The sequence below is a fragment of the Klebsiella sp. ME-303 genome (assembly GCF_007910085.1).
GTDB classification, from domain to species: Bacteria; Pseudomonadota; Gammaproteobacteria; order Enterobacterales; family Enterobacteriaceae; genus Klebsiella; species Klebsiella michiganensis.
Genome location: NZ_VOJB01000090.1, coordinates 61,577 through 82,563 on the forward strand (window position 1 = coordinate 61,577; position 20,987 = coordinate 82,563).

Annotated in this window: 20 protein-coding genes; 13 read left to right on the forward strand and 7 right to left on the reverse strand. The window is 56.0% G+C overall.

Annotation, left to right across the window (positions count from 1 at the left end):
* The first annotated feature begins 62 nt into the window (after positions 1-62).
* The 7 genes from aroK (at position 63) to trpS (ending at position 6,470) form a co-directional block, all read left to right on the forward strand.
* Complete coding sequence (gene aroK, locus FQK12_RS20625; RefSeq protein ID WP_004106441.1) at positions 63-584, forward strand: shikimate kinase AroK; 522 nt, start codon at positions 63-65, stop codon at positions 582-584.
* Between the two features lie 54 nt (positions 585-638).
* Entirely contained in the window at positions 639-1,733 is a 1,095-nt protein-coding gene (gene aroB, locus FQK12_RS20630) for a 3-dehydroquinate synthase (protein ID WP_004854923.1), read from the forward strand.
* 84 nt (positions 1,734-1,817) lie between these two features.
* The gene (gene damX / locus FQK12_RS20635) at positions 1,818-3,119 is read left to right on the forward strand and encodes a cell division protein DamX (protein WP_014227056.1); all 1,302 of its coding nucleotides are present in this window, start codon (positions 1,818-1,820) and stop codon (positions 3,117-3,119) included.
* Between the two features lie 78 nt (positions 3,120-3,197).
* The gene (gene dam, locus FQK12_RS20640) at positions 3,198-4,025 is read left to right on the forward strand and encodes an adenine-specific DNA-methyltransferase (RefSeq protein ID WP_014227055.1); all 828 of its coding nucleotides are present in this window, start codon (positions 3,198-3,200) and stop codon (positions 4,023-4,025) included.
* 17 nt (positions 4,026-4,042) lie between these two features.
* Positions 4,043-4,720 (forward strand): ribulose-phosphate 3-epimerase, encoded by a 678-nt coding sequence (gene rpe, locus FQK12_RS20645; protein ID WP_004126039.1) that lies wholly within the window; start codon positions 4,043-4,045, stop codon positions 4,718-4,720.
* Positions 4,713-5,462 (forward strand): phosphoglycolate phosphatase, encoded by a 750-nt coding sequence (gph, locus tag FQK12_RS20650; protein ID WP_004854912.1) that lies wholly within the window; start codon positions 4,713-4,715, stop codon positions 5,460-5,462. The genes rpe and gph overlap by 8 nt, the downstream gene beginning before the upstream one ends.
* Positions 5,463-5,465: 3 nt before the next feature.
* Positions 5,466-6,470, forward strand: coding sequence for a tryptophan--tRNA ligase (gene trpS, locus FQK12_RS20655; RefSeq protein ID WP_004854910.1), 1,005 nt, complete (start codon positions 5,466-5,468; stop codon positions 6,468-6,470).
* A gap of 89 nt (positions 6,471-6,559) precedes the next feature.
* Here the strand turns inward: trpS and cysG are convergent, their stop codons facing one another.
* The 4 genes from cysG to nirB form a co-directional block, all read right to left on the reverse strand.
* Complete coding sequence (cysG, locus tag FQK12_RS20660; RefSeq protein WP_004854905.1) at positions 6,560-7,933, reverse strand: siroheme synthase CysG; 1,374 nt, start codon at positions 7,931-7,933, stop codon at positions 6,560-6,562.
* 107 nt (positions 7,934-8,040) lie between these two features.
* Complete coding sequence (nirC, locus tag FQK12_RS20665; RefSeq protein WP_014227053.1) at positions 8,041-8,847, reverse strand: nitrite transporter NirC; 807 nt, start codon at positions 8,845-8,847, stop codon at positions 8,041-8,043.
* Between the two features lie 136 nt (positions 8,848-8,983).
* Positions 8,984-9,310, reverse strand: coding sequence for a nitrite reductase small subunit NirD (gene nirD, locus FQK12_RS20670; protein WP_014227052.1), 327 nt, complete (start codon positions 9,308-9,310; stop codon positions 8,984-8,986).
* Positions 9,307-11,850, reverse strand: a complete 2,544-nt coding sequence (gene nirB, locus FQK12_RS20675) for an NADPH-nitrite reductase large subunit (RefSeq protein WP_014227051.1) — start codon at positions 11,848-11,850, stop codon at positions 9,307-9,309. Before nirB ends, nirD begins: the two co-directional genes overlap by 4 nt.
* 240 nt (positions 11,851-12,090) lie before the next feature.
* On the opposite strand from nirB, the gene FQK12_RS20680 reads away from it, so the two are divergent.
* Positions 12,091-13,413, forward strand: coding sequence for a cytosine deaminase (locus tag FQK12_RS20680; RefSeq protein ID WP_009654835.1), 1,323 nt, complete (start codon positions 12,091-12,093; stop codon positions 13,411-13,413).
* Here the strand turns inward: FQK12_RS20680 and tsgA are convergent.
* Positions 13,410-14,594: an MFS transporter TsgA gene (tsgA, locus tag FQK12_RS20685; RefSeq protein ID WP_004854892.1), complete on the reverse strand. Its 1,185-nt coding sequence runs from the start codon at positions 14,592-14,594 to the stop codon at positions 13,410-13,412. The two genes, FQK12_RS20680 and tsgA, sit on opposite strands and share 4 nt — an antisense overlap.
* Positions 14,595-14,871: 277 nt before the next feature.
* Here tsgA and ppiA point away from each other — a divergent pair, with 277 nt between their 5' ends.
* The 5 genes from ppiA (at position 14,872) to FQK12_RS20710 (ending at position 18,214) form a co-directional block, all read left to right on the forward strand.
* Positions 14,872-15,441 carry a peptidylprolyl isomerase A gene (gene ppiA, locus FQK12_RS20690; RefSeq protein ID WP_004854889.1) on the forward strand — a complete coding sequence of 190 codons (570 nt, stop codon included), beginning with the start codon at positions 14,872-14,874 and terminating at the stop codon, positions 15,439-15,441.
* Between the two features lie 108 nt (positions 15,442-15,549).
* The gene (locus FQK12_RS20695) at positions 15,550-15,717 is read left to right on the forward strand and encodes a YhfG family protein (protein ID WP_004854887.1); all 168 of its coding nucleotides are present in this window, start codon (positions 15,550-15,552) and stop codon (positions 15,715-15,717) included.
* Positions 15,707-16,309: a putative adenosine monophosphate-protein transferase Fic gene (locus FQK12_RS20700; RefSeq protein WP_014227050.1), complete on the forward strand. Its 603-nt coding sequence runs from the start codon at positions 15,707-15,709 to the stop codon at positions 16,307-16,309. Before FQK12_RS20695 ends, FQK12_RS20700 begins: the two co-directional genes overlap by 11 nt.
* A 31-nt stretch (positions 16,310-16,340) precedes the next feature.
* Positions 16,341-16,904 carry an aminodeoxychorismate synthase component 2 gene (gene pabA, locus FQK12_RS20705; RefSeq protein WP_014227049.1) on the forward strand — a complete coding sequence of 188 codons (564 nt, stop codon included), beginning with the start codon at positions 16,341-16,343 and terminating at the stop codon, positions 16,902-16,904.
* A gap of 89 nt (positions 16,905-16,993) precedes the next feature.
* Positions 16,994-18,214 carry an aspartate aminotransferase family protein gene (locus FQK12_RS20710; protein WP_014227048.1) on the forward strand — a complete coding sequence of 407 codons (1,221 nt, stop codon included), beginning with the start codon at positions 16,994-16,996 and terminating at the stop codon, positions 18,212-18,214.
* Here FQK12_RS20710 and FQK12_RS20715 read toward each other — a convergent pair.
* Positions 18,204-20,282 (reverse strand): YccS/YhfK family putative transporter, encoded by a 2,079-nt coding sequence (locus tag FQK12_RS20715; protein WP_014227047.1) that lies wholly within the window; start codon positions 20,280-20,282, stop codon positions 18,204-18,206. The two genes, FQK12_RS20710 and FQK12_RS20715, sit on opposite strands and share 11 nt — an antisense overlap.
* Before the next feature lie 51 nt (positions 20,283-20,333).
* Complete coding sequence (crp, locus tag FQK12_RS20720) at positions 20,334-20,966, reverse strand: cAMP-activated global transcriptional regulator CRP (RefSeq protein WP_000242758.1); 633 nt, start codon at positions 20,964-20,966, stop codon at positions 20,334-20,336.
* Positions 20,967-20,987: the final 21 nt, after the last annotated feature.

Consider the following 20,987-nt stretch of genomic DNA (forward strand, 5'->3'; position numbering starts at 1 on the left):
CTGCGCTGGGTGTCTGCGAAGCGGGTTTACCATTAACGAATAGTCTTAGTAGTACCGAAAAAATGGCAGAGAAACGCAATATCTTTCTGGTTGGGCCTATGGGTGCCGGCAAAAGCACTATTGGGCGCCAGTTAGCCCAACAGCTCAACATGGAATTTTACGATTCCGATCAAGAAATTGAGAAACGCACTGGCGCAGATGTGGGTTGGGTCTTTGATGTAGAAGGCGAAGACGGCTTCCGCGACCGTGAAGAAAAAATCATCAATGAGTTGACGGAAAAACAGGGAATCGTGCTGGCAACCGGCGGTGGCTCTGTAAAATCCCGTGAAACGCGTAACCGTCTCTCCGCCCGCGGCGTGGTGGTCTACCTGGAAACAACTATCGAAAAGCAGCTTGCCCGTACGCAGCGCGATAAAAAGCGTCCTTTGCTGCAGGTTGATGCTCCGCCTCGCGAAGTACTGGAAGCGCTGGCGGATGAACGCAATCCGCTGTACGAAGAGATTGCAGATGTCACTATCCGCACTGACGATCAAAGCGCGAAAGTGGTAGCAAACCAGATTATTCATATGCTGGAAAGCAACTGATTCTGGCTTAATAAAGTGCGTCAGAGTAAAAGCAACTGAGGTGGACGTCGCGTTATGGAGAGGCTTACTGTAACCCTCGGGGAACGTAGTTACCCGATTACCATCGCGGCTGGTTTGTTTAACGATCCAGCTTCCTTCCTGCCACTGAAATCAGGCGACCAGGTCATGCTGGTCACCAATGAAACGCTGGCGCCGCTTTATCTGGATACCGTACGCTCCGTACTTGAGCAAGCGGGCGTAAAAGTCGATAGCGTGATTCTTCCCGACGGCGAGCAGTTTAAAAGCCTGGCGGTGATGGATACCGTTTTTACCGCGCTATTGCAAAAACCACACGGCCGCGACACGACGTTAGTGGCGCTCGGCGGTGGGGTGATTGGTGATTTAACGGGATTTGCAGCGGCCAGCTACCAGCGTGGCGTGCGCTTTATTCAGGTTCCTACCACTCTGCTGTCGCAGGTGGATTCTTCGGTCGGCGGCAAAACGGCCGTCAACCATCCTCTCGGCAAAAACATGATTGGCGCCTTCTGGCAGCCGGTTTCTGTTGTTGTCGATCTTAACTGTCTCAAAACGCTGCCGAAGCGTGAGCTCTCTTCCGGCCTGGCTGAAGTGATCAAGTACGGCGTTATTCTTGACGGCGAATTTTTCGACTGGCTGGAAAATAATATTGATGCATTGCTGGCGCTGGATGAAAAAGCGATGGCGTACTGTATCCGTCGCTGCTGTGAGCTGAAAGCTGAAGTTGTCGCCGCCGACGAGCGCGAAACCGGGTTACGTGCTTTACTCAATCTTGGCCATACTTTTGGTCATGCTATCGAAGCTGAGATGGGCTACGGTAACTGGTTACATGGTGAAGCGGTCGCTGCCGGTATGGTGATGGCGGCGCGTGCATCCGAACGTCTGGGGCGGTTTAATCCGCAGGATACGCAGCGCATTATTCATCTGCTGCAGCGTGCTGGCTTGCCGGTAAGTGGCCCGCAGGAGATGGCAGCAGAGGCGTATTTGCCCCATATGATGCGTGATAAAAAGGTGCTGGCGGGCGAGATGCGGCTGGTGCTACCCCTCGCGATAGGGAAGAGCGAGATACGCGGCGGAGTCCCGCATGATGTTGTTCTTGGCGCGATTGCTGATACTCAGCAGGCGCAACAATAAGAAGGTCTGGCCGCGTTCGCGCGGCGTTATCATTTCGGGTGACGTGCAATAGTCGTGAGCATAAGCCTTTTAGTGGGGTGTTAAATGGATGAATTAAAACCAGAAGACGATATGAAAGCCGATCGCAGCGATCGTCGTACTGGTCGTTCTCGTCAGTCTTCAGAGCGTGATGCCGATCCGCAAATCAATTTTGATGATGTCGAACTTGATGATGCTGACGATGGTCGCCCGACGCGCGGCAGCAAAGCACGCCGTGAGCGCGATGAAGAACAGTATGAAGAGTACGAAGAAGAAGTAGAGTCTGACGAAGACGATGACGAAGAGCGTCAGGTTGAGCGCCGTCCTCGTAAGCGTAAGAAGGCGCCTGCGAAACCGGCTTCCCGTCAGTACATCATGATGGGCGTGGGGATCCTCGTTCTGCTGCTGCTGATCGTTGGCGTGGGTTCCGCGCTGAAATCACCATCCTCATCCAGCGAGCAAACGGCTTCCGGCGAGAAGAGCATCAACCTGTCCGGCGAGCAGGACAATAATAATACCCAGCCTGCTGCTCAGGATTCATCAGCGGCAAACAACGCGCAGCCGCAGGATGTTTCTCTGCCGCCTATCGCGTCTAACCCGACTCAAGGTCAGGCGACGGCTGAACCCCAAGGCCAGCAGCGCGTTGAGGTTCAGGGCGATCTGAACAATGCGCTGACCCAGCAGCAGGGTCAGATTGATAGCGCGGTCGCGAATTCTACTCTGCCAACTGAACCTGCCACCGTTGCGCCAGTGCGCAATGGCACCGCGGCCCCGCGCCAGGCGACGACAGAGCGTCAGACGGCGGCGACACCGCGTCCGGCGGAGCGTAAGCATACGGTTATCGAACCGAAACCGCAGGCCACGGCGAAAGCACCGACCCAGCCGAAGCCGGCAGCGGTCCAGCCTAAGCGTGTCGAAAACGTCGCGACCACGAAGCCGGCAGCCGCGCAGCCGACTAAGCCTGCCGCAACTGCCCAGGCCAAACCAGCCGCGACTACCGCGCCTGCTGCGACCGCGACCACCGCGCCAGCAGCAACTGCCGCTGCCGCTCCGGCTGCTACGGCCGCTGCGGGTAAAAGTGCGGGTGACGTCAGTTCGATGAAGTCTGCGCCGTCCGGTCACTACACGCTGCAGCTCAGCAGCTCTTCTAACTACAACAACCTCAACAGTTGGGCGAAGAAAGAGAAGCTGGAAAAGTATGTTGTCTATGAGACTACGCGTAACGGACAGCCCTGGTATGTCCTGGTGAGCGGCATCTACGCTTCGAAAGATGAAGCGAAACGTGCTGTTGCTACGCTGCCAGCAGATGTACAGGCAAAAAATCCGTGGGCAAAACCGCTGCATCAGGTTCAGTCTGACCTGAAATAATGCCGCAGTGTAGTCTGAAGCGCAGGATGCTGTCGGAGCTTTCTCCACAGCCGGAGAATGTGTAATTAGTTAGGCAGCATGAAAAAGAATCGCGCTTTTCTGAAATGGGCAGGGGGTAAATACCCCCTGCTTGACGATATTAAGAAGCATTTGCCGCAGGGCGACTGCTTGATTGAGCCTTTTGTGGGCGCCGGGTCGGTATTTCTGAATACCGACTTTTCTCGTTATATCCTCGCTGATATCAATAGTGATTTGATTAGTCTGTATAACATCGTCAAGCTGCGTACCGATGACTATGTTACGGCGGCGCGTGAGATGTTTACGCCAGAGAACAACGTCACAGAGCAGTATTATCGGTTCCGTGATGAGTTCAACCAGAGCCAGGAGCCGCTGCGTCGCGCGGTGCTGTTCCTGTATCTGAATCGTCATGGCTACAATGGCCTGTGTCGCTACAATCTGCGCGGTGAGTTTAACGTGCCGTTTGGTCGCTATAAGAAGCCCTATTTTCCCGAAGCTGAGCTGTATCATTTCGCGGAGAAGGCGCAGCATGCAGAGTTTCATTGTGAATCTTATGAAGAGTGCATGAAGCGGGCAGATAACCGCTCCGTTGTTTACTGCGATCCGCCCTATGCGCCGCTGTCATCAACGGCGAATTTTACGGCTTATCATACGAATAGCTTTAGCCAGGAGCAGCAGGAGCTGCTGGCTAAAAAGGCGGAATCGCTGATGAAAAAGCGCATTCCAGTGCTGATTTCAAACCATCGCACGCCGCTCACTGAGGAGTGGTACAAAAACGCCGCTGAGACGCATATTGTGAAGGTTCGACGCAGCATCAGCAGCAACGGTGGTACACGTAAGAAGGTGGACGAGCTTCTGGCTCTGTACCGTCCGCCCAAGACCAAATAAATTTCAAGGAGATGCGGATGAAGCAGTATTTGATTGCCCCTTCGATTCTGTCGGCTGATTTTGCCCGTCTGGGCGAGGATACCGCCAATGCGTTGGCTGCGGGTGCGGATGTTGTGCACTTTGACGTGATGGACAACCACTACGTGCCGAATCTGACCATTGGTCCGATGGTGCTTAAATCACTGCGAAATTACGGTATCACCGCGCCGATTGATGTGCATTTGATGGTCAAGCCCGTTGACCGCATCGTTCCTGATTTTGCCGCCGCGGGCGCCAGCATCATTACTTTCCACCCGGAAGCTTCTGAACACGTTGACCGCACGCTGCAGCTTATCAAAGAGCATGGCTGTAAAGCCGGTCTGGTGTTTAACCCGGCCACCTCCCTGAGCTACCTCGACTACGTGATGGATAAGCTGGATGTCATCCTGCTGATGTCCGTCAACCCAGGCTTTGGCGGTCAGTCTTTTATTCCGCACACCCTGGAAAAACTGCGTGAAGTTCGTCGTCGCATTGATGAATCCGGCTACGACATCCGTCTGGAAGTCGACGGCGGCGTAAAAGTCAGCAATATCGCTGAGATTGCCGCAGCCGGTGCGGATATGTTTGTTGCCGGATCGGCTATTTTCGATCAGCCTGACTACAAAAAAGTGGTCGATCAAATGCGTAGCGAATTAGCAAAGGTTAGCCATGGATAAGTTACAAAATATTCGCGGCGTGGCGTTCGATCTCGACGGGACGCTGGTAGACAGCGCGCCGGGATTGACCGCTGCCGTTGATAACGCCCTTTATGCGCTGGAACTGCCGATGGCGGGCGAAGAGCGCGTCGTGACCTGGATTGGCAACGGCGCTGACGTTCTGATCCAGCGGGCTCTGACCTGGGCCCGTCAGGAGCGCGCGGCGCTGAGAGCGGCGCAGGGTAAACCTTCCGTCGATCATGACGATATCCCGCAGGCTGAACAGCAGGCCATTTTGCGCAAGCTGTTCGATCGCTACTATGGCGAAGTGGCGGAAGAGGGGAGCTTTTTGTTTCCCGCCGTTGCCGATACGCTGGGCGCGCTGCACGCAAAGGGCCTGCCGCTGGCGCTGGTAACCAATAAACCGACGCCCTTTGTCGCGCCGATTCTGGCGTCGCTGGATATCGCGAAATATTTTACCGTTGTTATCGGCGGCGATGATGTAAAAAACAAAAAACCGCACCCGGAACCGCTGCTTCTGGTCGCGGAGAAACTGGGGCTGGCACCCGCGGAGCTGCTGTTCGTTGGCGACTCGCGCAACGATATTCAGGCCGCGAAGGCCGCGGGCTGCAGTTCGATCGGCCTGACCTACGGCTACAACTACGGCGAGCCGATTTCGCTGAGCGAGCCGGATTATATCTTTGACCAATTTAATGAACTCTTGCCCGCTTTCGGGCTACCGTACAGTGAAACTCAGGAATAAAAAATGACTAAGCCCATCGTTTTTAGTGGCGCACAGCCCTCCGGTGAATTGACCATTGGCAACTATATGGGTGCGCTGCGTCAGTGGGTAAACATGCAGGACGATTACCACTGCATTTACTGCATCGTTGACCAGCACGCGATTACCGTTCGTCAGGACCCGCAGCAGCTGCGTAAGGCCACGCTGGACACGCTGGCGCTGTATCTGGCGTGCGGTATCGACCCGCAAAAAAGCACCATCTTCGTTCAGTCCCACGTGCCGGAGCACGCGCAGCTCGGCTGGGCGCTGAACTGCTACACCTATTTCGGCGAACTGAGCCGTATGACCCAGTTTAAAGACAAGTCATCGCGCTATGCGGAAAACATTAACGCCGGTCTGTTTGACTATCCGGTACTGATGGCTGCCGACATTCTGCTGTATCAGACTAACCAGGTCCCGGTTGGCGAAGACCAGAAACAGCACCTGGAGCTGAGCCGCGATGTCGCCCAGCGTTTCAACGCTATCTACGGCGACGTGTTTAAAGTGCCGGAACCGTTTATTCCAAAATCCGGCGCGCGCGTGATGTCGCTGCTGGAGCCGACCAAAAAGATGTCCAAGTCAGATGATAACCGCAACAACGTTATCGGCCTGCTGGAAGACCCGAAATCGGTGGTGAAGAAGATCAAACGCGCGGTCACCGACTCCGACGAGCCGCCGGTTGTTCGCTACGACATCCAGAACAAAGCGGGCGTCTCCAACCTGCTGGATATCCTCTCTGCCGTTACCGGTCAGAGCATTCCAGAGCTGGAGCAGCATTTTGAAGGCAAAATGTACGGTCACCTGAAGGGCGAAGTGGCTGAAGCCGTTTCCGGCATGCTGACCGAACTGCAGGAGCGCTATCACCGATTCCGCGGTGATGAAGCATTCCTCAATCAGGTCATGAAGGAGGGGGCGGAGAAAGCCAGCGCTCGCGCTTCCGTTACCCTGAAAGCGGTTTACGAAGCGATTGGTTTCGTCGCTAAGCCCTGAGCAATTTGCTGGTCTCAGCGCAATAAAAAGCCGGGTGCAATGTATCCGGCTTTTTAATTTGCGAGCGGCTTTGAGCTACATCAGCGTCATTAATGGTTGGAGAACCAGTTCAGCTTATCGCGCAGGCCGACCACGCGGCCGACAATAATCAGCGCCGGGCTGGCCATTTGCTGGGCCAGAATATCCAATTGCTCTAACGTGCCGGTGACAACCTTCTGCGTTATCGCCGTTCCGTTTTCAACGATGGCTGCGGGCATATCCGCCGCCATGCCGTGGGCAATCAGTTTTTCCCGGATCGCCGGGGCCTGGTTCAGGCCCATATAAAACACCAGGGTTTGCTTTTCAACCGCCAGGTTTTCCCAGTCCAGCTCGCCGCCGGTCTTAAGGTGGCCGGTGACCAGGCGCACGCCCTGGGCAAAATCCCGGTGGGTCAGGGGAATGCCCGAGTAGGCGGAACAGCCTGAGGCCGCGGTAATTCCCGGTACAACGGAGAACGGAATACCGGCATGGCACAAGGTTTCCAGCTCTTCGCCGCCGCGGCCAAAGATAAACGGATCGCCGCCTTTCAGTCGTACAACGCGTTTCCCCCCCTGGGCTTCGCGCAGCAGAATCTGGTTAATCTCTTCCTGCGGTACGCAGTGGTAGCCTGAGCGTTTACCCACGAAGACCCGGTCGGCATCGCGGCGCACCAGATTCATGATATCGTCGGAGACCAGGCGGTCATAAACCACGACATCGGCCTGCTGTATTTGCTGCAGGCCTTTGAGGGTCAGCAGTCCGGCGTCGCCGGGGCCGGCGCCCACCAGTACCACTTCACCGCGATGATCCAGCGGCTCGGTCAGCAGCTGCTCCGTGGCGTCAGCGACGGCCTGGCGGTCCTCGTTGGCCAGCGACTGCGCCAGCCTGTCGTTAACAAACAGTTTCTCCCAAAAGCGTCGGCGCTCGCCGACGGTGGCAAACTGTTTTTTCACCCGTGAGCGCAGCTGACCAGCGTAGTGGGCCAGCTGGCCTAAATGCAGCGGTAAAACTGACTCCAGCTTTTCGCGCAGCAGGCGCGCCAGAACCGGCGAGGTGCCGCCGGATGAGACGGCCACCATCAGCGGCGAGCGGTCGATAATCGACGGCATAATAAAGCTGGCCTGCTGAGGGGCGTCGACCACGTTACAAAATATTCGCCTTTCTTCCGCTGACGCGCTGACCCGTTGATTAACCGCTTCGTTGTCGGTTGCGGCAATGGCCAGCCAGCAGTTATCCAGCAGAGCAGGATTAAACTCGCCCTGCACCAGGGTCAGCATGTTTGCATCGGCCCATACCTGGAATTGCGGCACAAAATCCAGGGCATTGACCGTTAATCTGGCGCCGGCGTCCAGTAACAGGCGAGCTTTACGTTCAGCCACATCGCCGCCGCCGACTAACAGGCAGTCGCGATCGCGTAATTGGCAAAATATAGGCAAATGGTCCACGACATTCCCTCTTAATTATTGGCAGCAGCCTTAGAATCTGGCTATCAGGCTATCTTATTTATCAGGTTGAACCTGGGCAATGTTCAACCTGCCTGCACCGATTAGGTCTACTGAGCCAGACTCTTAGTCTCGTTAGTTTTTTCCGGGGCGGGGCGCTCCGATTGCGGCGTAGCATACCAATAACCCAATCCCATAAATACGACACCGGACAAAGTATTGCCGAGTGTTACCCATAACAGATTGTGACCGATTCCCGCAAGCCTGTAGGCATCGCTATGATGGCCAAACCAGGAGAGGGCAAACAGCGTCATGTTGGCGACGGAGTGCTCATAGCCGGACGCGATAAACGCCAGCAGACACCACCAGATAGCAATAAATTTTGCCGCGCCTTCGGTACGGATTGCCATCCAGATCGCCAGACACACCAGCCAGTTACACAGTGCGCCTTTGAAAAAGAGCGCCATCGCGGATTGGCTGGTTTTTGCCAGCGCGACGGTGTGGACGAGGCTGGTATCGACCGGCAGCAGGCTGCCGCCGCCCCAGCTATACAGCAGCGCCACGAAAACGGAACCCGCAAGGTTACCCATCCAGGTTTGCGGCAGAATCGCCCACATCTGCCCCTGGCTGATGGTCCCCGCCTTCACGCCCAGGGTCAGGAACATGGTGTGGCCGGTGAACAATTCAGAGCCGGCGATAATCACCAGCGTTAACGCAATGCCAAAGGTGGCGCCCATCACCAGCGGGCGAACGGCAGGGTCGAGCAGGTTGCCGAGGGTGAATATAAGGATGATGCCGAGGCCGACGTAGGCGCCCGCCATCATGGCGCTGACCCAGAAGCTGAGTGGATGATTGGCCGAGAGGCGCGCAATGCGCCCGGCGTTGGCCGCGCACTTGTTTATTGTGTCCGTAAACATAGGAGTTCCTTTAGCACCTCATCCCTTGCGCTGGCTCTTGGTTAGCTGCCTTCGCGATGCAGTACAAATGATGTTGTGCCATAAATTGAAGAAAAAAATGCAAAAAAAGGGAGGCGTTGCGCCTCCCGTAAAGTGATTAACTGCGTAGCTGCACGACGCCGTCTTTCACTCGGGCTTCATAGTGCGCCACCGAATGGCTTTCATCTTCCATACACAGGCCGTCGCGCAGGCGGAAGCGCTGCTTTTTCAGCGGACTGGCAACCCACAGCTCGCCCTGATGCTCGGCGATCAGGCCGCGAGACAGGACGCTGGATTCAAAGAACGGGTCGATATTGCTAATCGCAAACACCTGGTCGCCGTGATACGGGCGGAAAATCGCCACCTGTTTGTCGCCTAACAGCGCGCAGACGCCGGTTTCCGGCAGGATGTCATCGAGTTTGCAGATGTTTTTCCACTGGCTCATGCGTTTTCCTCCACCAGAGTTACCGGGATACGTTCGTACGGCGTGGCCGGGCGATGTTGTTCACGCTCAGGCACTACCTGGACGTTAGGGTCGCGCTTGTCGCTGTTGATAAAGTGTTTGAAGCGTACCTGGGCCGCTGGCGAGTTAACGGTTTCCGTCCACTCGCAGACTACCGCTGCACGCAGGCGAGCCATCTCTTCTTCCAGATGCTCGTTCAGTCCCAGCTTGTCGTCGATGATGACCGACTTCAGATAATCGATGCCGCCTTCCAGGTTGTCCAGCCACGGCGCGGTACGGGTCAGTTTGTCGGCGGTACGGATATAGAACATCATGAAGCGGTCGAGGTATTTCATCAGCGTTTCGCGGTCAAGATCCGCTGCCAGCAGATCCGCGTGGCGCGGCTTCATGCCGCCGTTGCCGCAGACGTAAAGGTTCCAGCCTTTCTCCGTGGCGATGATGCCGACGTCTTTACCCTGGGCTTCCGCACATTCACGGGTACAGCCGGAGACGCCAAACTTCATTTTATGCGGCGTACGAATGCCTTTGTAGCGGTTTTCCAGCTCGACGCCGAAACCCACGCTGTCGCCTACGCCGTAGCGGCACCAGGTGCTGCCTACGCAGGTTTTCGCCATCCGCAGCGCCTTGGCATACGCGTGACCGGTTTCGAAGCCCGCGTCGATCAGCTGACGCCAGATTTCCGGCAGATCGTCTTTTTGCGCGCCGAACAGGCCGATACGCTGAGAGCCGGTGATCTTGGTGTACAGATTAAATTCGCGGGCGATACGGCCGACGGCCACCAGGCCTTCCGGCGTGATTTCGCCGCCCGCAGAGCGCGGGATAACGGAGTAGGTGCCGTCTTTCTGGATGTTGGCCAGGAAGTTGTCGTTGGTATCCTGCAGCGGGGTATGCTGCGGCTTGAGGATATATTCGTTCCAGCAGGAAGCCAGCAGAGAGCCCACGGTCGGTTTACACACTTCGCAGCCGTAGCCTTTACCGTGTTTCGCCAGCAGCTCTTCAAAGGTTTTGATGCCTTCCACCCGGATGAGGTGGAACAGTTCCTGACGGGAGTACGCAAAGTGCTCGCACAGGTTATTGTTGACTTCGATGCCCTGTTTCGCCAGTTCGGCGTTGAGCACCTGAGTCACCAGCGGGATACAGCCGCCGCAGCCGGTACCGGCTTTGGTTTCTGCCTTCAGCGCCGCCACCGTGTGGCAGCCTTTATTAATGGCGGCAATCAATGCGCCCTTGGTGACATCGAAGCAGGAACAAATTTGCGCGCTGTCCGGCAGTTTATCGACGCCGATGGACGGCTTACCGCTGCCCGCGTGCGCCGGCAGGATCAGCGAGTCGGGGTTTTCCGGCAGTTCGATGGCGTTCAGCACCAGCTGCAGCAGGTTGCCGTAATCGCTGGTATCGCCCACCAGCACCGCGCCGAGCAGGGTCTTGTTGTCAGGGCTGACGATAAGGCGTTTGTAGACCTCTTTGCTTTCGTCGAGGTAAACGTAGCTGCGCGCGCCCGGCGTACGACCGTGAGCGTCGCCAATGCCGCCGACGTCAACGCCCAGCAGCTTCAGCTTGGCGCTAAGATCCGCGCCTTCAAAGGCGTTTTCGGTCTGGAGGATATGGTCAACGGTAACCTGAGCCATTTTGTAGCCCGGGGCGACCAGGCCGTAAACGCGGTTGTTCCAGCTGGCGCATTCACCGATGGCGTAGATATCCGGGTCAGAGGTCTGGCAGGCGTCGTTAATCACGATGCCGCCGCGCGGAGCGACTTCCAGACCGCACTGGGTGGCCAGCTTATCGCGCGGGCGGATACCGGTAGAGAAGACGATAAAGTCGACTTCCAGCTCGCTGCCGTCGGCAAAACGCATGGTTTTACGCGCTTCGGTACCTTCCTGAACGATCTCTTTGGTGTTTTTACTGGTGTGCACGCGCACGCCCATGCTTTCAATCTTGCGACGTAGCTGTTCGCCACCCATCTGATCCAGCTGTTCCGCCATCAGCATGGGCGCGAATTCAATCACGTGGGTCTCAACGCCGAGGTTTTTCAGCGCGCCCGCGGCTTCGAGGCCTAACAAACCTCCGCCGACGACCGCGCCGCGTTTGCTGCGGCGGGCGCAGGCTTCAATCGCGTTAAGGTCTTCAATGGTACGATAAACAAAGCAGTCCTGGGTTTCAGAACCTTTAATCGGCGGGATCCACGGATAGGAACCGGTCGCCATAATCAGCTTGTCATAGAAAACGGTACGGCCCGCGCTGGAGTGGATAACCTTCTCCTGGCGGTTGATGGTGATGGCGCGTTCGCCGACCAGCACCTTAACGCCGTGCTTCTCGTAGAAACCTTCCCGTACCAAAGAGAGTTCTTCGGCGGTATGGTGAGAGAAGTAGGAGGAGAGGTGCACGCGGTCGTAGGCGATACGGGGTTCTTCACAGAAGACGGTAATATCGAACAGGCTGGCGTCGGATTTATCAAGAAGGTCCTCAATAAAGCGGTGGCCGACCATACCATTACCAATGATAGCGAGTCTGACTTTGCTCATTTTTGCCTCGATTTCTTTTATATTACCGCCTACCTTAACGATTCAGCCGCGACACTTATTGATGCAAATCAATTACACCTTTACCTACTACTTAAGTGGTATGTTTATGATTTGTCAGTATTTTTATAAGTAACGGAAAACGCTGGCTTTTCCTTTTTGCTTTTTTTATGTACAAAATTAGCAACGGATACCCACGGCGGGTTGAGTAAAACTTCAGCAACAATTACGGGAGTCATCGATATGACAGCAGCGCCGCTTTGGTTAATTGAGAACGTTCGTCTGCCCGATCGCGAAGGGTTATGGCAGATAGCGATAGACAAGGGGCGCTTCGGGGATATCACCCCTATGGGGGAGGCGCGCAAAGAGAATTTTGAAGTGCTGAACGCCCGCGGCGGACTGGCCATCCCCCCTTTTATTGAGCCGCATATCCACCTTGATACGACCCAAACCGCCGGAGAGCCGAACTGGAACCAGTCCGGGACGCTGTTTGAAGGGATTGAGCGTTGGGCGGAGCGTAAGGCTTTATTGAGCCATGAGGACGTTAAAGCCCGCGCGTGGAAGACGCTGAAGTGGCAGATCGCCAACGGCATCCAGTTTGTTCGTACCCACGTTGATGTTTCCGATCCGACGCTGACCGCGCTCAAAGCCATGCTGGAGGTAAAGCAGGAGGTCGCGCCGTGGGTAGAGCTGCAGATTGTCGCCTTCCCCCAGGAGGGCATTTTATCCTACCCCAATGGTGAGGCCCTGCTGGAAGAGGCGCTGCGTCTGGGGGCCGACGTGGTGGGCGCGATTCCGCATTTTGAATTTACGCGCGAATATGGCGTGGAATCCCTGCACATCGCTTTCCGTCTGGCGAAAAAGTATCAGCGGCCTCTGGATATCCACTGCGATGAAATTGATGATGAACAGTCGCGGTTCGTTGAAACCGTGGCGGCCCTGGCGTTAAAAGAGGGGATAGGTCCGCAAGTAACCGCCAGCCATACCACCGCGATGCACTCCTACAATGGCGCCTATACGTCACGTCTTTTTCGTTTGCTGAAGCTCTCCGGCATTAACTTCGTCGCTAACCCGCTGGTCAATATTCACCTCCAGGGACGCTTTGACGACTATCCGAAGCGTCGCGGTATCACGCGCGTGAAGGAGCTGATGGCGGCGGGCATTAACGTCTGCTTTGGCCATGACGATGTATTTGACCCCTGGTATCCGCTGGGGACCGGCAATATGCTGCAGGTGCTGCACATGGGTCTGCACGTTTGCCAGATGATGGGCTATCAGCAGATTAACGAGGGACTGAAGCTGGTCACGGAAAATAGCGCGCGCACGTTTGGCCTGAGCGATTACGGTATTGCGACGGGGAACACGGCGAATCTGGTGATTCTGCCCGCGGAAAACGGGTTTGAGGCCGTGCGTTGTCAGGTTCCGGTGCGTTGGTCAATCCGCCAGGGGAGAGTCATCGCCACCACGCAGCTGGCGCAAACCTGGGTTCAGATGGATCGGGGCGGTGAGGAGCTGTTCTTTACCCGAAATAGCCCCTTTGCCGGAACAAAGGGGCCTGAGGCTTAGTGCGATTCCGCTGCCGCGTTGTTCTGACGGTGGCGGGAGACGAAGCCGAGGATCAGACACATCACAAACACCACGGCATAGAGGCCGTTAGCGGTATGCAGCGCTGCCAGCGGACCGCTGGCGGCAACGATAGGGCCGGTCACGACGAAAGTCAGCATAGTACCCACGGTTCCGCAGGTCAGAATGAAGTTCACCAGCTTCGGCGACGACACTCGGGTTTGCTGTGAACCCAGGGTGATGATCGACGTATAGATGGCGCTGGAGAAGAAGCCGAGGGTCAGAATAAACCACGGCATATGCTCCGGCGAACCGTTGATAAACAGATACATCAGTACCGTCGCTACGCCCGCCAGCACGGTCAGAATACGCTGCAGGTCGAAGAAGCGCAGGATGAAGCTGAAAGACCACATGCCGATCATGTACGACATCCAGAAATCGCTTACCAGTTTACCCGCATCGCCAAGACTCATGCCCAGGCCTTTGGCGTATTCCGGTACCCAGGAGATGAAACCCAACTGGCCGAGGATGTAGCATAGCGCAGCGATGGAGAGAAACAGCACGCCGATACCCCATTTTTCTTTCACGACCGGCTGGCTATCCTGCAGGGCTTTTTTGCCCAATACCGGGAATTCGCAGCCGAAGGTCAGAATGAAAATAGCGACGTACACCAGGCCGATGCAGGCATAAACCCAGTACCATTCGATGCTGCGCGCCAGCAGATAAGCGGCCAGCATCGGGAAGATCATCCCCGCCATGCTGAAGAAGGAGTCGGTGAACAGCAGACGCGCCCCGCGCTGACGGCCTTCATACATATGGGTGATCAGGAAGGTACCAATCGACATGGTAATCCCGCTGACCAGGCCAAGCACGAACATCGAAGCGGAAAACAGCGCCAGGCTGTGGCTGAACATTAAACCCGCGACGGCCAGAACCATCAGGATAAAGCCAAAACGCAGCTGGGTTTTCAGCGGAACAATTTCCATCAGCCAGGCGTTCAGGAAGATAGAGATCAGGATACCGGCATTAAGGAAAGTAAAGGTGTTGCTCATACTGGAAACGGGCAGATGAAAATAATCTGCGATATTTCCCATCACCATCCCGGTGACAATCACCAACGCGCCGGTCAGGGCGTAGGAGAAGAAGCTGATCCATGTGAGCTTGATACGATTGCTGTTAGTCATGACTGGCCTGTGAATAGAAATGTAAAGCGCGTTGACTCTGCGCCGGGCGGACAGATTTTATGCGTTAGCGTGATTCAAGCAAACGTTTATTCTGAAATTTATATCTTTTTGCAATTCTTAGTGTGACTAATATCACATTTATCTATTTAGCCGATCGCCAGGCCCACCGTTACAACTGTTTCAGCTAAGTAAAATTAGGTAAAAGGCTGGCCCAGGATGCAAAGGCTCTTTAGAATCAAAGCACTCGGTTTTTATTCTGCTCCGTTAAGGAATTTCCATGCTCAAATCAACTCTCGCGGCGGTGGCTGCCGTTTTCGCCATTTCAGCATTCTCCCCGGCCATGGCGGCAAAAGGGGATCCCCATGTGTTGCTGACCACGTCTGCGGGCAATATTGAGCTTGAGCTGAATAGCCAGAAAGCACCGATCTCGGTGGATAACTTCCTCAAGTACGTGAACAGCGGCTTTTATAACAACACCACTTTTCACCGCGTGATCCCGGGCTTTATGGTGCAGGGCGGCGGCTTTAACGAGCAGATGCAGCAGAAACAGCCTAATCCACCGATTAAAAACGAAGCCGACAACGGCCTGCGCAATACGCGTGGCACCATCGCCATGGCGCGTACCGCCGATCAGGACAGCGCCACCAGCCAGTTCTTTATCAATATTGCGGATAACGCCTTCCTCGATCATGGCCAGCGTGATTTTGGCTATGCGGTGTTTGGTAAAGTCGTTAAAGGTATGGACGTGGCGGATAAGATTTCTCAGGTGCCGACCCATAACGTTGGCCCGTATCAGAATGTACCGTCCAAACCTATCGTGATCCTTTCCGCAAAAGTTCTGCCGTAATCTTATTTTGCGCGGGTAACCCGTACCCGCGCAGCCCCCGCTTCCCTGCGAAATCGTTTTTTGCCGCTTATACTTGTGGCAACTGCGGACGCGTCAGGGAGGTGTTAAATGAAAAAGCTCACCGAAAAACAGAAATCCCGTCTCTGGGAGGATCGACGTAACGTGAATTTTCAGGCCAGCCGACGGCTGGAGGGCGTCGATGTTCCGCTGATAACCCTTACCCCCGAAGAAGCCCTGGCGCGCATTGCGGCGTTAAGGAGTCACTATGAGCGATAAATTCGGCGAGGGGCGGGACCCCTATCTCTACCCCGGTCTTAAGGTGATGCGCAACCGCCTGGGGATTCGCCAGGCTCAGCGACTTGAGCAGGCGGCGTGGGAGCTGACCGCATTACGCGCGGCAACCATTGAACTCGGGCCGTTGGTGCGGGGATTGCCTCATCTCTGCGCTATTCATCGCCAGCTCTATCAGGATGTCTTCGACTGGGCGGGGCAGCTGCGTGAAGTGGATATCTATCAGGGCGACACCCGTTTCTGCCATTTCGCCTATATCGAAAAAGAGGGGAACGCGCTGCTTCAGGATCTTGAAGAGGAAGGTTATCTGGTGGGTCTCGCGCAGGATAAATTCATTGAACGTCTTGCTCATTACTACTGCGAAATTAACGTCCTGCATCCTTTCCGTCTCGGTAACGGCTTGGCGCAACGCATTTTCTTTGAGCAGCTGGCTATCCATGCGGGCTATACGCTGGATTGGCGCGATATTGCGGTCGATGCGTGGAACCAGGCCAACCAGAGCGGAGCGATGGGCGACCTTTCTCCACTGCGGACGATATTTCGCAAAGTGGTAAGCGAAGCGACGGAAACTGAGTAGAATAGCGCGGTTCTTTGTTCCCGGAGCCGCTATGATCCTGCTTATCGATAACTACGATTCTTTCACCTGGAATTTGTACCAGTATTTCTGCGAACTTGGGGCGGAAGTGCTGGTCAGGCGTAACGACGAGCTGACGTTAGCGGACATTATTTCCCTGGCGCCAGCGAAAATAGTTATCTCGCCGGGCCCCTGTACGCCGGATGAGTCGGGGATTTCACTGGCGGCGATCCGCCATTTTTCCGGCCAAACGCCGATCTTAGGCGTTTGCCTCGGCCATCAGGCCATCGCCCAGGTTTTCGGCGCCGCTATCGTACGAGCCGCCAAAGTCATGCACGGAAAAACGTCCCCCGTTAGCCATACCGGTCAAGGGGTGTTCCTTGGACTGAATAACCCGCTTACGGTGACCCGCTACCACTCCCTGCTCATTGATCCGCTAACGCTGCCTGAATGCTTTGAGGTGACCGCCCGCAGCGAAGAGGGGGAGATCATGGGCATTCGCCACCGCGTGTTCGATCTCGAGGGCGTGCAGTTTCATCCGGAGAGTATTCTCAGCGAGCAGGGCCACCAGCTGCTGGCAAACTTCCTCAATCGGTGATTTGTAGTTGCCATGAGTTGATTTTTTATGCATATTTTGTGATTAGATTATCATAATCATTGCTGCATAACGTAAAGGATGGGCACCACATGGCAACTGAACAACCGGCAATCACCCGCGCTACATTCGATGAGGTCATTTTGCCGATTTATGCACCGGCAGAATTTATTCCGGTGAAGGGTAAGGGAAGCCGGGTATGGGATCAGCAGGGTAAAGAGTACGTTGATTTCGCCGGTGGGATTGCCGTGACCGCGCTCGGTCATTGCCATCCGGCGCTGGTGGCGGCACTGCATGAGCAGGGTGAAAAGCTGTGGCATACCAGCAACGTTTTTACCAACGAACCCGCCCTGCGACTCGGGCGGAAGCTGGTGGATGCGACTTTTGCCGATCGCGTCGTGTTTATGAACTCCGGTACGGAAGCTAACGAAACGGCTTTCAAGCTGGCTCGCCATTACACCGTGACCCGCCATAGCCCGTACAAAACCAAAATCATCGCTTTCCATAATGCGTTTCACGGTCGCTCGCTTTTCACCGTCTCCGTCGGCGGTCAGCCGAAATATTCCGACGGGTTTGGGCCGAAACCGGCCGATATCGTTCACGTGCCGTTTAACGATTTACACGCGGTGAAAGCCGTGATGGACGATCATACCTGCGCGGTGGTGGTCGAGCCGATTCAGGGTGAAGGCGGAGTGACGGCGGCGACGCCGGAATTCCTGCAAGGATTGCGCGATCTCTGCGACCAGCACCAGGCACTGCTGGTGTTTGATGAAGTACAGTGCGGTATGGGGCGCACAGGCTCGCTGTTTGCCTATATGCACTACGGCGTGACGCCGGATATTCTGACCAGCGCCAAGGCGCTTGGCGGCGGCTTCCCTATCAGCGCGATGCTGACCACCCATGATATCGCCAGCGCTTTCCACGCCGGTTCTCACGGCTCAACCTACGGCGGTAACCCCCTGGCCTGCGCGGTCGGCGGAGCGGCCTTCGATCTGATTAACACGCCGGAAGTGCTGGACGGCGTCACCGCGAAGCGCGAGCTGTTTGTTGAGCACCTTCAGCGCATTGACGCGCGGTTCGATCTGTTCAGCGATATTCGCGGCATGGGTTTGCTTATCGGCGCCGAGCTGAAGCCGCAGTATCACGGGAAGGCGCGCGATTTCCTCTACGCCGCCGCAGAGGCGGGCGTCATGGTGCTCAATGCCGGACCGGACGTGATGCGCTTCGTACCGTCGCTGGTGATTGATGATAGCGATATTGCTGAAGGCATGGCGTGCTTTGCCCTGGCGGTTGAGCGGGTGCTTAGCGCTTAGTGGCGCGCAGCCAGATGCCATGATGCGGACGCTGACGCCATGCCACCGATGAAATGGTGTGCATGGTGTTCAGATGCCCGAGGATGCGCTGCAAATGCTGCTCCATCGTACTGAGCGGGCCGCGAGGAACCTCCGCATCATGCGCCTCCATAATGTTCACATCCCCCGCGCTGCCCGGCCCGTCGGAATCCAGCCGCTGCTGGCAGCGCTGGAGCGCAATCTCGCAGGATTCCAGATAACGCTGTGCCAGATCCGGCGTCAGCATATTGTGCTCGCGCGCCAGAGTGGTCATCGCGTTAATATGCTCGACAATAAACTGGCTGTGGGTCACCCACAGCTTCATGTCTTCCAGATAGTGCGAGTTAAAGCCGGGTTCCTGCATCGCCTGATTCAGCGAGTTAAACAGCGCGTTATGCGCCTGATTAACGCGCATGCGCTGGTAGGCCAGCGCCGGGGCCTGATGATCGTCGCTGAGGATCAGCCTGATCGCTTCCTGATCGGCTTCCAGCGCATCGTGGGCATTTTTGCGCAGCAGCCCGCTTTGCCACTGCGGCCATAGCCAGACCATTCCGCCGAAGGCGATCAGACAGCCAATCAGCGTATCAATCAGTCTGGCGATGATAAACTGCTCGCCGTTCAGAGTGAGCAGCTGCAGAGTGTACACCGCCGTCACCGTAAACCCGACCATCGCCCAGCCGTAGTGCTTGCGGATAATCAGATAGCTTAACAGCGTGATGAACAGCATCGCGGTCAGCGTATAGCCTTCAGGAACGTGAAAGTGCAGCGTGAGCCCGGCAATGACCAGTCCCGCAATGGTTCCGGCAGCCCGATGGACGATACGTACCCGGGTTGCGCCGTAGCCGTTTTGCGTCACGAACAGCACGGTCATCAGGATCCAGTAGGGCTTAGGCAGATGCAGCGCGCTGCCCATCAGGCTGGCGACGCTCAGCATCACGCTGATACGCGCCGCGTTTCGTAACGCCGGCGACTTAAGCGACAGATAGTTTTTCAACGCGGGCAGCAGCGGCAGGCGGCGGGTTTTATCCGCCATCAGGTTACGCGCGTATAGCGGGCGCTGGGTGCGCAGAACCCTGGCAATGCGGCTGAAGTGCCAGGCGCAGAACTGGCCAACCGGATTATCCGGATGCTGCCAGGCGATTTTTTCCAGCGCGCCGATCTGTTTATCCATCTGAAAGCGCTGAGGATAACGGTGGTAGAGGAGATCGTCCGCCAGCTCCCGCAGGCGGGCGGCAACGGTTTGCGCGTTCCAGCGAATCACCGCTTCCGCGTGGCTGCGCTCCACCAGTTTCTGCACCTCTTCCGGCTGATGAAGACTGACGGAAATATGTTCCTGAAGGTCCAGTCCAACCTGGAAAGCGCGCAGCAGGCGTTTGTGATCGCTGCGCTGGTTAGCCGCCAGCATATGCATCTGCTGATAGCACTGGGTAATCAGATCCACCACCTTCTGCTGGCGGTTGAGCAGCGGCGGCAGCGATGTGGCGGGGTCCGTATGCTGGGTAAGCAGACTGTATTTGGCCTCGCAGTAGTTGGCCAGCTCCCGGTAGAGCAGGCTTAATGATTCGCGCAGCGGCTGTTCGCGCCACAGCCAAAACCAGAACCAGTTAAACACGCCATACCATAAGGTGCCCATGGCGTAGATTAACAGCGGCTCCCAGATAGGCATATTGCCAGCGAGGCTGAGGGTAAAAATAGCCGCGATAAGCGAGGCGGGCAGCAGCCGAGCGTGCAGGGAGCTGATTTCGGCGGTGACGCCGAGGATGAGCGCCAGACCCGTGAGGATCAGCGGCAAAGGGATGTCTCGCTGCAGAAGGAGCTGAACGATCAGGCTACAGCCGGCAAACAGGCTGCCGCCGATAATCAGGCGTTTAAAGAAGCGTTTATGCGGCGTATCCAGCCCGGCAACGTTGCAGCAGGCGGGAACAAGAGAAAACAGCAGCCCCTGCTGGAGATGACCGAGCAGAAGCCCAATCGCAACCGGCAGACACAACACCAGCGTTTGCCGCAGTGCATAGTTGACTTCCGGGTGGTAAATCAGCCTGCGCCACATGAGGGGAAAACAAAAACGGCGTATTGTCAGGCAATACGCCGTTTTACCGACTTAACGGGTACCGTAGACGACGATAGTTTTACCGTGCGCGGAGATCAGGTTTTGATCTTCCAGCATTTTCAGGATGCGGCCAACGGTCTCGCGGGAGCATCCGACGATCTGACCAATTTCCTGGCGGGTAATTTTAATTTGCATACCGTCCGGGTGGGTCATCGCATCCGGCTGTTTAGCCAGGTTCAGCAGCGTCTGAGCGATACGACCGGTAACGTCAAGGAAGGCGAGGTTGCCGACTTTCTCAGACGTGACCTGCAGACGACGAGCCATCTGCGAAGAGAGACGCATCAGGATGTCCGGGTTAACCTGGATCAGCTGACGGAACTTTTTGTAGGAGATTTCGGCCACTTCACATGCGGTTTTCGCACGTACCCAAGCGCTACGCTCCTGGCCTTCTTCAAACAAGCCTAATTCACCGATGAAATCGCCCTGATTAAGGTAAGAGAGGATCATCTCTTTACCTTCTTCATCCTTGATGAGTACAGCCACGGAGCCTTTAACGATGTAGTACAACGTTTCTGCTTTCTCACCCTGGTGGATCAGCGTGCTCTTTGATGGGTACTTATGAATGTGGCAATGAGACAAGAACCATTCAAGGGTAGGGTCTGTTTGCGGTTTGCCAAGCACCATGCGCGGTTATCCTCTGTTATA